The sequence below is a fragment of the Echinimonas agarilytica genome, from assembly GCF_023703465.1.
Classification (GTDB): domain Bacteria; phylum Pseudomonadota; class Gammaproteobacteria; order Enterobacterales; family Neiellaceae; genus Echinimonas; species Echinimonas agarilytica.
Window position 1 is genome coordinate 45,570 of record NZ_JAMQGP010000007.1, and the last position, 14,342, is coordinate 59,911.

Below are 14,342 nucleotides of genomic sequence, written 5' to 3' on the forward strand. Positions count from 1 at the left end.
AAAAACAATGATAAAATCGCAAGGTTTTCCATCATCTATTGAGTCTTTACTTTGCAGCATTCAGATATCAACCAGAACACCCAACAACATTTGTTAGTGATAGGTTACGTTTGGCCAGAACCGAATTCATCTGCCGCTGGCAGTCGGATGCTGCAAATTATTCAAGCCTTTCAGAGCAAAGGCTGGCGCGTTACTTTCAGCTCTCCGGCAGAGATCAGTGTTCACGCGTGTGATTTGCAAACTCTGAATATTCAGCAGCAAAGCATTGAGTTGAATTGTGCTAGTTTTGATGAGTTCGTCAGTGAATTGAAACCCGACGCGGTGATGTTCGACCGATTCATGATGGAAGAGCAATTTGGCTGGCGTGTTGCAAAACACTGCCCCAGTGCGGTTCGCATTTTAGATATGGAAGATGTTCACAGCCTTCGTCAGGCACGTCATCAGGCCATCAAACAAGGAATCGCGATTGAGCAAAGCAATTTGCACACCGACGAAGCTATTCGAGAAATGGCATCTATTTTTCGGTGCGATTTAACCCTGGTCATTTCTGAATTTGAAGTTCAATTGTTGCAGCACCACTATCGTATTCCTTCAACCCAATTGTTGTATTTACCTTTTATGGTCACCAACCAAGCCATTGTCGCTCGTCCTAAGCGCTTTGACGAGCGACAACACTTTGTCAGCATTGGTAACTTTAGACATGCGCCTAATTGGGATGCCGTCTTAGAGTTGAAACGACTTTGGCCCAGTATTAGAAGAGAGTGCCCAAATGCCGAACTTCATATTTATGGCGCATATCCGCCGAAAAAAGCAACTCAATTGCACAATGAAGCGCAAGGGTTCTTAGTGAAAGGTTGGGTTGAAGACGCCTTAAGCACTATTACAAATCATCGTGTGCTGCTCGCTCCTTTACGCTTTGGTGCTGGCCTCAAAGGCAAACTACTCGATGCCATGCTCACGCATACTCCCAGCGTAACCAGTCCTATCGGCGCAGAAGGCATGAGCACGCCAAGTTCTTGGCCCGGTGCCGTATGTCACTCTGACGAGCAATTTGTTCAGCAGGCGATTGCCCTATACAACGACAACACTATTTGGAGCCGGGCGATTGACACTGTTCCCCAGCACCTTAGGCCTTACGAAGCGAGCCATTTAGTCAGTGAATTATGTCACCGAGTGGCCGACATTTGCGCCAACCTCGACTCGCATAGACAACAACACTTCATTGGCGCAATGCTGATGCACCATACGTTAAAAAGCACACAATATATGGCGCAATGGATAGAAGCTAAAAATAAACATTAGCCACTTTTTCCTCGATTGCCCCGCGGCGCAATCCACCGATGTTTCAATGGCGTCTAGCCCATGAATTCAATCAAATCGCTGCCGCTACCTCCACTCATAGAGCGGCCTCGCGTAGTGGTTGTTATATGACCAAATCGTGACCAACTGGTACACCTCTTTGTAACCAAACATTCCATAAAAATAAACATCTTATAAACATTTGATAATTAGCATGTGGTTGGATTTGTGATGGATGGAACATTCGGCTGACTTCAAACACGCCTAAACGCCAACTCCGCAATTACTTATTTTCTTAATCAGTTAAAGGTGAAAACATGTTGAAACAACGCACTGCGATAAGCAGCCTGCTTGTTGCTGGCTTGTGTGCCTCAGCAACCGCATCAGTGGTTCCTGACTCACAGCTGACGAATACTTGGTACACGGATGCACAAAACCAACTGACAGCTAAGTTGGCTCGCACTCAAACGAACACTAAAGCCAAAAATGTCATTTTATTTGTGGGCGACGGCATGGGTATTTCTACACTGACTGCTGCGCGTATTCTAGAAGGACAGCTCGCTGGAAAAATGGGTGAAGAAGGCTATCTCAGCTTTGAAACCATGCCTTATACCGCGTTGGCTAAAACTTATAACGTCGATGCCCAAACGCCAGATTCAGCGGGCACCATGACGGCTATGGTTTCTGGTATTAAAACTGACGTAGGTGTGATTGGTGTAGATGAAGATATTGTGCGCGGTGACTGTTCAACCGTTGAGGGCAATGAAGTGATTACAGCGCTGGAATTAGCCGAGCTTAAAGGCTTGTCGACCGGTGTTATTTCTACTGCACGAATTACCCACGCGACTCCCGCTGCAACCTACGCAAAATCTGCAGACCGTAACTGGGAAGACGTTTCAGATATGCCAACTGATGCGGTTGAAGGGGGTTGTCTAGATATTGCCGACCAACTGGTTAATTTCGAATCAATTTTAGAATCTCGTTTTTCAGGCTCTGATGTCAACGGCTTGGAAGTTGCTTTTGGTGGCGGTCGCCGTCATTTCTTACCGAAAGACGCAACGTTCAATTCTAGCGATGCTGTCAGCTCTGTTGAAGGTGATCGTACCGACGGCAGAGACCTCACAGCCGAATGGAAAGAGATGTATCCACAAGGTCAATACGTCATGGACCAAGCTGGTTTCGACGCAATTGACGCCGCAACAGCCACTAATGTCTTTGGTTTATTTAACGAATCGCACATGCAGTACGAAGCTGATCGCGCTAACGATGTTGCCGGAGAGCCATCGTTAACGGAAATGACAGCCAAAGCGATTGATGTATTAGACAACAATGATGACGGTTTTTTCTTAGTCGTTGAATCAGGTCGTATCGATCATGGCCATCACGCTGGCAGTGCATACAACGCGCTGACTGACACCATTGAATTTTCAAATGCCGTAAAAGCTGCAATTGAAAATACCGTCGCAGAAGACACGTTAATCATTGTGACAGCCGATCACAGCCACGTATTCACCATTGCCGGTTACCCGAAACGCGGCAACCCAATCTTGGGTAAAGTGGTTTCAGTTGGCCAAGATACACCTGCACTGGCAAATGATGGAATGCCGTATACCACGGTTGGGTATACCAATGGTTTGGGCATGCGTGATTTTGGCGACGAAACAAACGCCGACGCAACTTATAGTGATTCAGGCAACAACGGCCGTAAAGATTTAACCACGGTTGATACTGAATCTTCTGGTTTCCACCAAGAAGCATTAATTCCAACCAGCTCAGAAACCCACGCAGGTGAAGACATTTCAATTCATGCGCAAGGCCCAAGTGCACACATGCTCAAAGGCACTGTTGAACAAAATGTTATTTTCCACGTTGTGGATGCCGCTTTAGCACTGACTGCAGAATAATAAGGAGTCGAACATGAACAAATTAATTCTTAGTGCTTCTATCGCAGCAGCTTTAGCACTGACTGGTTGTGATGATGGCGATGATGGCGCAAATGGCCTCAATGGTACAAATGGTTCTAGTGGCGTTAACGCCCTACTCGTTACGACTCAACTAGAAGTCGGCAACGCCAATTGTATGGGCGGCGGAGCCATGCACCAAGCTGGCCAAGACTCTGATGGGAACGGCGAGCTATCTGAATCAGAAGTCACCTCTACAAGCTATGTCTGCCAGCCTTACACGCCACCTGCCGAAGCGCCTGTTGCCGACCTTGTTGGGAATGCAACAAGCAATGCTTGGTTTAAACAAGGCGCAACCAAAGCAACCGCGGCGGCTGACTATGCCGTAACACCAGGGTCTGCTAAAAACGTGATCTTATTTGTGGGTGACGGTATGGGCGTTTCAACCGTGACCGCTGCTCGTATTCTTGAAGGCCAACTTAAGGGCATGATGGGTGAAGAAAATGTTTTGAGCTTTGGCGAATTCCCATTCGCTGGCCTTGCAAAAACCTATAACGTTGATGCACAAACGCCAGACTCAGCCGGCACCATGACCGCCATGGTTTCAGGTGTAAAAACTGACGTTGGTGTGATTGGCGTAGATGAAGATATCGTGCGTGGTGACTGCTCAACCGTTGCCGGCAATGAACTTGTAACTGCGCTTGAATTGGCTGAAATAGCGGGTAAATCAACCGGTGTTGTATCCACGGCTCGTATTACCCATGCAACGCCTGCGGCAACCTATGCAAAATCAGCCGACCGTAACTGGGAAGACATCTCAGATATGCCAGCGGGCTCTGCATGTGAAGACATTGCTTCACAGCTCGTGAACTTCGAATCAAATTTAGAAGCACGTTTCTCAGGCGTTGACATCGACGGCATTGAAGTTGTCTTTGGTGGCGGCCGTCGTCATTTCTTGCCGAACGACCCTGCAGCTAACTCAACAGACGCAGTCAGTAGCACTGAAGGTGATCGCACCGACGGCCGCAACTTGGTGACCGAATGGCAAGCTCAATATGCCACCGGCGCATACGTCATGGATCAAACCGGGTTTGATGCGATTGACACCGAGACAGTTTCAAACGTCTTTGGGTTATTTAACGAGTCGCACATGCAATACGAGCGTGATCGTATGAATGATGTTGCTGGTGAACCTTCCTTAAGTGAAATGACAAGCAAGGCAATCCAAGTACTGGACAACAATGATAAGGGTTTCTTCCTCACGGTTGAATCGGGTCGAATCGATCATGCACACCATGCGGGTAGCGCTTATGGTGCGTTGACTGACACCATTGAATTTTCAAAGGCGATCAAAGCCGCTGTAGACATGACCAATGGTGAAGAAACATTGATCATCGTAACGGCTGACCACGGTCACGTATTTACCATTGCGGGTTATCCAAAACGCGGCAACCCAATTTTGGGTAAAGTTGTCTCTGTAGGCCAAGACCAATATGCACTTGCCAAAGACGGAATGCCATACACGACCTTGGGTTATACCAATGGTAAAGGCATGCGCGATTTTGGTGACGAAACCAATGCCGACGCGACGTACAACTTCGACAACAATACAGGCCGTAAAGACTTGTTGTTTGTTGACACACAAAGCCCGGGTTACCACCAAGAGGCACTCGTTCCAACCAGCTCTGAAACTCATGCGGGTGAAGACGTGGGCATTTACGCTAATGGGCCCGGCGCATCATTGGTGTCAGGCACCAATGAGCAAAGCGTAATATTCCATATCATGGACTACGCAGGCGGACTTTCAACTGCAGCAGATGCAGCAGTCGCCGATTAATGAGTTGTGAAATATCACAGCTTGCATGAGTCATTCATGCTGTTAAAAGGGTTGCCACTGAAGTGGCAACCCTTGTTTGATTAGGAGATTTATCATGTTTAAACCATTTTTTAAGGCGACGATTGCAGCCCTGATAGTGACGTCCCCTTCTGCTCTATCAGAGCCTACCGCTGACACTAACCATTGTGCAACTGACTCAGCATTAGTGCATGCAACTTATGCGCTGTCATCACAAGCCCAGCACAAGCCTGTTCATCATCAAACGCTAGAGTTGAGACGTCAAGGAGATGAAGTTGCACAGAGCTACCCGAAGCAAGAAATAACTGAAATATGGAATCTTTTAAAAGACGGCCGAACACGCCCAACGCGTTATTTTGAACACTACAAGCGCGGCATTGAGTATTATCCAGAAGAAATCAAATCAAATAAAAACAAAGACCTGTGGGAAACCAAATATCAATTCATCACGAATGCTCAGCGTTCCGATATGGAGTTGGTTAAGAGCACAGGGCAAGGCTGCAAACGCACAGAGACATATCGTCAAGAAAAAGCAGGCGTCGTGTACGAGCTCCAGTGGTTGCCCAAGTTGAAATTAGTCAAGCGCTACCGAGAAATATCAACGGTTCAAGCCGCTTCACAACGTTCGTTTGAAATGAATCTAAAGTCACTTCATACCGATGAGTTACCGATCAAACAGTTTTTTGAAGATCACGCAGCCTATGCAATGACCGACTATGCCGATGTAGGCGATAACGAAAGTGATCCGTTTCTGATGCAAATGGTCAACCTTGGATTCATCAAAGGTGGCCATTCTGGTTACTACAACACAGATGGCGCTCATATAGAAGGTGGGCATCATAGCCACTAAGTGCATATCCTGACGTGGTTTTATAACTCGACATTTCAAAATCAATAGCCATTAAGCGACATTAGTCACACAATCTGAGGCTCAGCAAGTTACAAACTGAGCCTCAGATCAACGTCCTCTGGATTATGCTTTGTTAGCATCAAAATATCGGTGTAGATCATCGCAGTGGAGTTGAGATTTTTTATATGTTCATTTATGTTGCGCGCCAACCGATTATCGATCGCGATAAAAACTTATTGGGGTATGAACTTCTATTCAGAGACAGTTTAAAAAATGCCTTTCCCAATATTAATTCACACGAAGCAACATCAAAATTAGTCACCGGAAGTCATTTACATTTGGGACTAGAGTCACTCACAGGCCCCTACCCAGCGTTTATCAATTTTCCAGAGTTGTCATTGCTCATCAAGGTTCCAGAATTACTGCCCAAGGACCAAGTTGTTATTGAGTTGTTAGAAGAAATCGAGCCGAGTTCTGAACTCGTGGAAACATGCCGACAACTCAAATCCAAAGGCTATCGTATCGCGCTTGATGATTTCGCCTATAAGCCAGAATGGCGACAAGTGTTGCCCTATGTTGATATCATTAAGGTGGATATTCGTATCAGTAGCGCTAAAGAAATATTCGAGATTAAAAAGCTTAAGCTCGAATACGACATTGAGTTGTTAGCTGAAAAAGTTGAAACCCATGAAGAGTATCAAAAAATGTATGACATGGGCTTTAAGTACTTTCAGGGCTACTTTTTCTCGCGTCCCGAAGTCATTCAGAAGCGAAGCATCAATCCGTCTCAACTCAACTTACTAGAGCTATTGTCTAAACTCGCGCAACCCGACTGTGATTTCGATGAACTCCATGAGATTATTCAGCGCGATGTATCTCTCACGTATAAGCTATTGCGATTCGTGAATTCGTCATTCTTTAATTTCCAAAAGGAAATCACCTCGATTAAACAAGCGTTGGTTTATTTGGGCGAAGCAGAAATACGAAAGTTTTTAGCGCTAATCGCCGCAGCAAAACTCGGTGAAAATAAACCTGAAGAACTGATTAAATTGGCGATTACACGGGCTCGGTTCTCTGAACTTGTGGCACTAAAAATCGATCAAAAAGATGCGCCTCAGGCATTCTTAACCGGCTTGTTATCTCTTATCGGAGCGATCTTGGACGAGCCGCTTGATGAGGTTATGGAAAAACTACCTTTGTCTGGCGTGATCAAAAAAGCCGTTGTACACGGCGATGGTACACTCGGCCAGTACCTAAGTATTGCGCAGCAATATGAAAGGGCCGAATGGAGTGACATAGCGGCGTCAAGTAGAGCACTCGGCATCGAGCAAGACGTACTACCAGAATCGTATTTGAGTGCAACAGATTGGAGTTTATCGCTATTACAAAACAGTAACGTTCCCTAACTTAAAGGGGCTCTCGCCCCGTCATACATTCGAACCGTTCGTCAGCCTAGCTCTGGCAATATTCCCTCAAGCCGATCGAACGCCTTTAACGTTTTTCCTATCCGTTCAGATAAAGCGCCGCTCACCATCTTCGGCACACGCGTCTGATCAGTCGCATAGTTTGTTTCGGCTAAACTGTGTTGAAACATATCGCCCGCCACATTGAGGGAACGCAGCCGTCCTTCAATGGACATTTCAGCAATAGCCCCCACATCATTTTTTGCACTGAACAAGGCCATGCCCTTAAAAGTCAGTGTTTGAGCGACAAGATGATTACTCATATCGATCAGCTTATTCATTACTGCGTGTAACAAGTGGTTGGAGTCTAGTGAGCTCACTAGTAAGCTGACAGTTCGGTTTTTTAACTCGCTGAGTTCGGCATGGCCAGTGCCTGACACCCGTATCTTGATATACCACTCTGTGTCATCAAGCTGCATCACTGAATCTATCTCAAAGCGATAACCGCCATAATTCACATGCCCTAATAAGTCAGCGATTGAAGCTTCAGCGCTAGCATTCAAAAGGCCAACCGAGCTTTGCTGAACGAGTTCTTGGTGATGTGCCATCAATGGCAAATCTCGATGGCAACTAAATGGAGTCGTCACATGTTCGCCATACCTAAGCTGAAACAATTCACGAAGCTCATGTTCTCTGGCTGTTTTGAGGGCTAAAAAAACCGTTTGGATGATTTCAGAACTGGGTAGTTGCGGCTCTACCCGCCACTTACGCCCGTAAACGATTTTATCAGATTTGATGTGTGTGCCGCGGTCATAGTTGTCGGGGCCAATAATGCCGACTTGTACATATAAGCCTCCATCATCTTGCGCCACAAAAACTGGAAACCTAGGATCGAATTCCATATGCAACACGATGGCTTCAACAGATGCCAAGCTGTGGTTATAGGTTAAATAGTGCTGCGGAATACAGTGACTTCCGTTCGTTAAAGTCACTTTCGGTGCCTGCGCTATCGGCTGTTCCCCTAGCAATAGAGGCATGATCGAGTTCATAAATTAAATCTGCATCAAGTCTTGTTAATCAGAGCTTCACCACCTGAAACTCCACTCTTTTGGCTCACGCTAAACCACCGCGAGATTGGCAAATCATAAATATCAAATGTGACACATCACCGACGCCTCTAAAAAACAACTGGCTTGGTCTGTTCAATAGCATTTCCTGCTCTGTACTACGGGTATATCGTCAAGTTTGGATCAGCATCAATCTTCGACTTTCAATCGATGTTCCTCTTTCGTGTTACGGATATAGACCCACACGCCAAATGAATAATTTCATACACAGAGAGATTCAGTTGAGGTATTGGAAATGTGTTTAATTTGCATTCAATGTTGTGACATACTAACGACAGTCTAGAAAGGAGGCTGACATGTTATTAACCGGAGCTTTTATCCTAGTTTTTGTAGGATTTGTTCATTCAATATTGGGCGAAAAATACATTTTAATTCGTCTATTTAGACGCGAAAACCTTCCGGAGTTGCTTGGCAGCGATTGGTTTACAAAACGCACAATTCGCTTTACTTGGCACTTAACCACTGTGGCTTGGTGGGGATTTGCATCAGTGCTTTATGTCTTGTCGAACCAAGCTCAGAATGTAGAAAACCAAATTTTGGTGATTACGTCCGCAACCTTCGCCATCAGCGGGTTTATCTCGTTCTTTCTCTCGCGCGGCAAGCACCTGTCATGGTTGTTCTTTTTTGCCGTTGCTGGTATCGCGCTCTCGGCTGTACTGATTAATCGGGCTTAACTCGATCTACAATATGCTGCAGTACCCAGTCAGGGGCGTCGATTGATAAATCATGCCCCGCGGTTGGCTGAATCACTAATTCACAATTCCAATGTTCCGCTATAGCCAATGAACATTTGGGACTAACCAAATCATCTGCCCCGCCATTCAAAATCAACACATGGTCGCAAGGAGCTTCTTCACTGCCCGAATAGTGCGCCGCAGCCCAAAGCTGACGCAACGCATTAAATACCGACGGCGACCCCTCACATGCGTATTCAGTCCAGCGCAACGCAATTTTTTGATTAAACCGCGCACGTGTTGATGTCATTTCCAACACCAACTGTTCTTTTTTAAACCGACTATAGGGTAATAGAAACGTCATCAGTGCTCTGAAGTACCATTGCGGATTCAGCCGTTCAGTCATTTTACTAAAGCGCTTAAAGCTGCTGTTCATCAAGATCAATGAACCTATTTCATTCGGGTACATCTGTGCCCATTGCGCACCAATCATGCCGCCCATAGACAATGCGACGATGGTATATCGCGTTCTCGGTTGCAGGGGCTGAAGTTGTAGCCGAATGTCATTCACCATTTGTTCAACTGAGAAAGGGGACGTTTCATGACTTCTGAGTCCATTGCCCGCTAAATCGGGCGTTTCAACAATTGCATCGGGAAGTTCAACTCGAATCATGTCAGGCAAGCTTCCCCAGTGGCGGTGATCTCTGAGCAAGCCTCGTAACAAAACTATCCGTTGAGTCATTTTGAATGCCCTTCTTCGTCATACCAAAGCTTAAGCGCCGCACGCGTATCTTTACTCACCTGAGTAGGCTTCAATTTTTGCCAACGAGAGTGCGACCGAGTTGCCATCATCATAAAGTCCATCAAAGGATAGTGACGCCTTAAAATACGTCGCTGACGGTGCGGCAACATGGGGTTAAATAAGCTGCCAAACTTCAGCAGTTGCCTCGGGTTTTTCTTGACCCAAAGCCAAGAGCCCATTTCTAATGTGAGCGGCAGGAATGTAGTATTGGGGTATGCCTCAAGGCTATGGTCATACAACAAGTCCCACACGTCACCATGGGTCGTATAGCTATGCGCTTGCGGCTCTACTTTATATAAAGTGTGATTGGGGAATGTTTTCACGAATAAACGATTGACCCGATACATGGTGTTTAAATCGGCGATAGGTGTGAACGAGCCTGCATAGGGAAACCACAAACGGTCATGAAAACCAAACCCGCTGTGGCAGTCGAGCGTCATGGTAAAAGGCCGCCCAAGCACGTGTTGTCTCATATAATCATGAAGCCCCTGAAGCTCTGGCTCCATGCAATCTTCTTTGAGACCCCGATACCAAGGCAAATGCCTAGAATAGCGGTGGCCGCCCAACAATTTAGGGACTTTACCTTTGGCCTCAATAGGAGCATTACGCATCAAATCGATACCATTAGGGTTACAGCGCGTATTGTTAAACATCCCTCCGGGATTGACGATAGGGATCATAAACAGCTTCACTTTGTCGAGCTGATCTTGTAACGAATCATCCCAACGCATTCGACTGAGTAACGATTGCAAATACGCCAAGATCACCTGACTGCCAATCCGCTCCACACCGTGCACACCACCCACAAACCCAATAGCCGGCGCTAGTGGGTCGGTTGAGCCCATTTCAAGTAAATGTACCGGTAGCGTACTGCCATCAAACGGCGCATTGGCAATCACCGAACAACGCATTTTAGAACCCGCGCGCTCAATTAAGCTTTCAAGTTCGAATAGTTCGGGCAAATTCTGTTTCAGGTCGTACAAACGTTCAGACATCCATCGCCCTCACGTGCAACACCGAACTCTGGAGAACATGTTCTAAAGCCATCGTCATCACAATTCACATTTCAATCTGAAGACTATAGCTAAATCAAAGCGCTAACGGCGCTATGTCATATAAGTTTCATATAATATCGTCGGTTCAGAAGACCATTGATGAGTGGCGAACATGACAAATCTTCCTTTTAACGCACAAAATTACTGCCCCATTTACTGGCAAAAAAAAGGAGTAGCATTTCGCCCGAATAACACATACATATTTCCCATGAGCAGCGTTACGGTGCGCTCGCTAATTTCCGCAGGCAAGCGCGTCATAGTCGCAATCCCCTCTCTGGCTTTTAGCTCAATCGATTCAAATATCTTTAGGATTGCGCGCGAGCGTATTCATCAATCAGGGAATGTAAAATGAAAAATCTATTTTTCGCGTGTTTGGTCACTACTTCACTCTTATCTGGGTGCGCATCAATGTTCAGTGGCACCACGCAGACCGTCAATATTCGTAGTAATGATGACGATGCAAAATTGTATGTAAACGAACAATATATGGGCAAACAAAGCACCGTTTATACATTTAAGAAAAAAGAAAACTACGTCATCAAGTCAGAAAAAGAAGGCTGTAGAACCAATACTGTTGTTCCTGAAAAGAAATTTGATCCAACCACATGACTGGGTGTTTTCATTGATTGGGGCATTGTTTCAATTTTAGTCATTGATGGCGCAGCAACCGGTGCTTGGCAAGAATTCACCACAACTAACTTTGTTATTGACCCGACTGCGATTCCTAAATTATTCGATATGGGCCCAATATTAATATTGGGCCTGCTCCCTCAACATACTTCAAGACCCTTTTGAAGCTTTCAACTTGTTGCATCGTCGCTTTGTCACCGTCATTGACGACAATCACTTCTACAAACTCCTCCGCTTGCTTCTTGAGACACTAACCTCAAATATGTGTCTTAATACAAAAACTGATTTTATCTTCGCCAAAAACGATGCACGGCAGATACGCAGTTGTCTTACCGCTCTGAGTTCATTAAAATGGCAAACATCAGTGCGATGTTAATGATCATGTCATGTTTATATATCGTTAAATTCCTTAGTTGATTGGAGTGGGCCGTTAATTTTGCAGACGCTTGTGAAACCTTGGGGCGCAAATAGACTTAGCATCGTTGCTGCAAAAACCAAGCAGCAAGGCTTCACGCTGGTGGAATTGGTTGCAGTCATCGTCATTTTAGGAATTTTGTCGGTCAGTGCCGTTCCGCGTTTCGTTAACTTATCGACAGATGCTCGCATCGCCAGTTTGAGAGCCATGGAAGGTGCCGTCAAAGGTAGTGCTGATCTAATTTTTGCAAAAGCCGCAGCTGAAGGAAAGACTCAAGGCGAGCAGCGTCTACAAGTCGATAATGTTGAGATTAGGTTGTACGGTGGCTACCCTATCGCGGATTGGATTTACGGCATTCGCTATATGATCACGCAAGACGACGTTTGGTATAACGACGCCGGTGAAGTCTGCGTACACGATTGGTGCGGTCGCGGCAACCAACTTCAAATCCCTAGCAAACAGGCTTCGACTGTGTCACCGGGCATGGTCGGCAAAATATTTTTAAGAACCTTTGCGTGGGAAGACGAATGTGGGGTGTATTACCTCAATCATGCAGATGGCCGTCCGCCTGAAATTGGTATCGAAACGGCAGACTGCTAGGTTTTGTTCTAGCCATTCCATCAAGCCTTTCCTTTATTAATTAAAAAATCTGTTCAATAAAAGCTAATTTTAGCTCCAAATGATTCAGTTATCCCAAGTAAGCTCATTTCATTGTTTAAGAATATGAAGTGAGTAAGACATGGGATTGTTAGTTGACGGTATTTGGCACGATCAGTGGTATGACACAACTGCAAATGGTGGCGCATTTAAACGAGAACAATCGCGACTGCGTCACTGGATCACCGCAAACGGTGAACCATCTCCGGCGGCTCCAACTCAAGAAGCTTTTCTGGCCGAGTCTGGCCGCTATCATTTATATGTATCTTTAGCCTGCCCTTGGGCGCATCGAACGCTTGTTTTTAGACAACTTAAAGGCCTTGAACAGCACATTACTGTCTCGGTAGTAAGTCCAGATATGGGCGAATTGGGTTGGACGTTTGATCGCGACGCAGGCTCTGACGGTGACGACCTCTACGGTTTTCAACACCTCCATCAGATTTATACCCTCAACCAAACCAAATACACCGGCAGGGTCACTGTTCCGGTACTTTGGGATAAGAAAACAAAGCGTATCGTGAGTAACGAATCGGCCGAAATTATTCGTATGTTTAATAGTGCCTTTAACCACATCACTGGAAATGAGCAAGATTTCTACCCAAGCCATTTGCGTCCTATCATCCATCAGATTAACGATACGATTTATGAAGCGGTCAACAATGGCGTTTATCGTGCAGGCTTTGCCACAAGTCAACACGCTTATGAAACGGCTTACACAGAGTTATTTGCTGCTCTTGATGAGACTGAACGACGTTTGACCACCCAACGCTATTTAGCGGGAAATACGCTAACAGAAGCCGACATTCGATTATGGACAACTTTGATTCGATTCGACACGGTATATCACGGCCATTTTAAATGTAATCGGCAACGTCTAGAAGACTTCCCCAACTTGTCGAACTACACCCGAGAATTGTATCAGCTTAACGGTGTCGCAAAGACAGTGAATTTTGATCAAATTAAACGCCATTATTATGCGAGTCACCGTCAGATTAACCCCACAGGGATTGTACCGTCAGGCCCTGATATCGACTTTAACCGATCGCACAATCGAACACATGGTTGAAATTTGAAACAATTGGTCGATTGACCTCAATTTTAAAAATATGAACTACAGGAGCTTAGTGATATGAACATTTTAGCGCTCGGAGCCAGCAGCAGCCGTCATTCAATTAACCAGCAGCTTGCGATATACACAGCCCGTCTAGTGGAACATTCGGTGGTCGAAACCGTTGATCTTAACGATTACGAAATGCCGATTTACAGTAGCGATAAAGAAAAGCATTCCGGAATACCCAAACAAGCACATGAATTGTTTGAACGCATTGGCAATACTGACGCGGTTGTCATTTCATTTGCCGAGCACAACGCGTCTTATACCGCCGCTTATAAAAATATATACGACTGGATGTCACGCATCGATATGAAGGTATACCAAAACAAACCTGTTTTGGTTCTCGCCACTTCACCTGGACCAGGCGGTGCCAGTAATGTCTTCAATTCAGCCCTAAAATCCGCACCCTATTTTGGGATGGACGTCAAAGGAAGCCTATCCGTCGCGAGTTTTTACGATCAATTTGATGCGGCGTCGAACGCTCCTACATCTGGCACACTGGAGCAACAACTCCAGCATCTCGCTAAAACGCTTGTGGCGTCTGATGTTACTGCATAGGC

At 45.8% G+C, this 14,342-nt stretch carries 13 protein-coding genes; 10 read left to right on the forward strand and 3 right to left on the reverse strand.

Annotated features, from left to right (window positions below; translation table 11 throughout):
- Positions 1–51: 51 nt before the first annotated feature.
- The 5 genes from NAF29_RS13390 to NAF29_RS13410 all read left to right on the forward strand — a co-directional run bounded on the left by NAF29_RS13390 (position 52) and on the right by NAF29_RS13410 (position 7,311).
- Complete coding sequence (locus tag NAF29_RS13390) at positions 52–1,302, forward strand: glycosyltransferase (protein ID WP_251262143.1); 1,251 nt, start codon at positions 52–54, stop codon at positions 1,300–1,302.
- Between the two features lie 314 nt (positions 1,303–1,616).
- Positions 1,617–3,203, forward strand: coding sequence for an alkaline phosphatase (locus NAF29_RS13395; RefSeq protein ID WP_251262144.1), 1,587 nt, complete (start codon positions 1,617–1,619; stop codon positions 3,201–3,203).
- 13 nt (positions 3,204–3,216) lie between these two features.
- Entirely contained in the window at positions 3,217–5,037 is a 1,821-nt protein-coding gene (locus tag NAF29_RS13400; RefSeq protein ID WP_251262145.1) for an alkaline phosphatase family protein, read from the forward strand.
- 94 nt (positions 5,038–5,131) lie between these two features.
- Complete coding sequence (locus tag NAF29_RS13405) at positions 5,132–5,905, forward strand: Rossmann-fold NAD(P)-binding domain-containing protein (RefSeq protein ID WP_251262146.1); 774 nt, start codon at positions 5,132–5,134, stop codon at positions 5,903–5,905.
- Positions 5,906–6,090: 185 nt separating this feature from the next.
- Positions 6,091–7,311, forward strand: a complete 1,221-nt coding sequence (locus NAF29_RS13410; RefSeq protein WP_251262147.1) for an EAL and HDOD domain-containing protein — start codon at positions 6,091–6,093, stop codon at positions 7,309–7,311.
- A 41-nt stretch (positions 7,312–7,352) separates the two neighbouring features.
- Here the strand turns inward: NAF29_RS13410 and NAF29_RS13415 are convergent, their stop codons facing one another.
- Positions 7,353–8,357: a hypothetical protein gene (locus NAF29_RS13415; protein WP_251262148.1), complete on the reverse strand. Its 1,005-nt coding sequence runs from the start codon at positions 8,355–8,357 to the stop codon at positions 7,353–7,355.
- 374 nt (positions 8,358–8,731) lie between these two features.
- Here NAF29_RS13415 and NAF29_RS13420 point away from each other — a divergent pair, with 374 nt between their 5' ends.
- Positions 8,732–9,109: a hypothetical protein gene (locus NAF29_RS13420; RefSeq protein ID WP_251262149.1), complete on the forward strand. Its 378-nt coding sequence runs from the start codon at positions 8,732–8,734 to the stop codon at positions 9,107–9,109.
- Here the strand turns inward: NAF29_RS13420 and NAF29_RS13425 are convergent.
- Positions 9,096–9,851: an alpha/beta fold hydrolase gene (locus NAF29_RS13425; RefSeq protein WP_251262150.1), complete on the reverse strand. Its 756-nt coding sequence runs from the start codon at positions 9,849–9,851 to the stop codon at positions 9,096–9,098. The two genes, NAF29_RS13420 and NAF29_RS13425, sit on opposite strands and share 14 nt — an antisense overlap.
- A complete protein-coding gene (locus tag NAF29_RS13430; protein ID WP_251262151.1) occupies positions 9,848–10,906 on the reverse strand; it encodes a M14 family zinc carboxypeptidase in 1,059 nt (352 codons plus the stop codon). The genes NAF29_RS13425 and NAF29_RS13430 overlap by 4 nt, the downstream gene beginning before the upstream one ends.
- Before the next feature lie 408 nt (positions 10,907–11,314).
- Between NAF29_RS13430 and NAF29_RS13435 the strand changes: the two genes are divergently transcribed.
- From NAF29_RS13435 to NAF29_RS13450, 4 genes are all read left to right on the forward strand, one after another.
- A complete protein-coding gene (locus NAF29_RS13435; RefSeq protein ID WP_251262152.1) occupies positions 11,315–11,575 on the forward strand; it encodes a hypothetical protein in 261 nt (86 codons plus the stop codon).
- Positions 11,576–12,032: 457 nt separating this feature from the next.
- A complete protein-coding gene (locus tag NAF29_RS18295) occupies positions 12,033–12,611 on the forward strand; it encodes a type II secretion system protein (RefSeq protein WP_285817771.1) in 579 nt (192 codons plus the stop codon).
- Between the two features lie 139 nt (positions 12,612–12,750).
- Positions 12,751–13,734, forward strand: a complete 984-nt coding sequence (locus tag NAF29_RS13445) for a glutathione S-transferase family protein (protein ID WP_251262153.1) — start codon at positions 12,751–12,753, stop codon at positions 13,732–13,734.
- Between the two features lie 63 nt (positions 13,735–13,797).
- Entirely contained in the window at positions 13,798–14,340 is a 543-nt protein-coding gene (locus NAF29_RS13450; RefSeq protein ID WP_251262154.1) for an NADPH-dependent FMN reductase, read from the forward strand.
- The last annotated feature ends 2 nt before the right edge of the window (positions 14,341–14,342 follow it).

Coding starts and splice junctions, on each gene's coding strand:
- NAF29_RS13450 (WP_251262154.1), top strand. CDS start 13,798: ATGAACATTTTAGCGCTCGGAGCCAGCAGCAGCCGTCATTCAATTAAC.
- NAF29_RS13445 (WP_251262153.1), top strand. CDS start 12,751: ATGGGATTGTTAGTTGACGGTATTTGGCACGATCAGTGGTATGACACA.
- NAF29_RS13435 (WP_251262152.1), top strand. CDS start 11,315: ATGAAAAATCTATTTTTCGCGTGTTTGGTCACTACTTCACTCTTATCT.
- NAF29_RS13405 (WP_251262146.1), top strand. CDS start 5,132: ATGTTTAAACCATTTTTTAAGGCGACGATTGCAGCCCTGATAGTGACG.
- NAF29_RS13425 (WP_251262150.1), bottom strand. CDS start 9,851: ATGACTCAACGGATAGTTTTGTTACGAGGCTTGCTCAGAGATCACCGC.
- NAF29_RS13430 (WP_251262151.1), bottom strand. CDS start 10,906: ATGTCTGAACGTTTGTACGACCTGAAACAGAATTTGCCCGAACTATTC.
- NAF29_RS13395 (WP_251262144.1), top strand. CDS start 1,617: ATGTTGAAACAACGCACTGCGATAAGCAGCCTGCTTGTTGCTGGCTTG.
- NAF29_RS13420 (WP_251262149.1), top strand. CDS start 8,732: ATGTTATTAACCGGAGCTTTTATCCTAGTTTTTGTAGGATTTGTTCAT.
- NAF29_RS13410 (WP_251262147.1), top strand. CDS start 6,091: ATGTTCATTTATGTTGCGCGCCAACCGATTATCGATCGCGATAAAAAC.
- NAF29_RS13415 (WP_251262148.1), bottom strand. CDS start 8,357: ATGAACTCGATCATGCCTCTATTGCTAGGGGAACAGCCGATAGCGCAG.
- NAF29_RS13400 (WP_251262145.1), top strand. CDS start 3,217: ATGAACAAATTAATTCTTAGTGCTTCTATCGCAGCAGCTTTAGCACTG.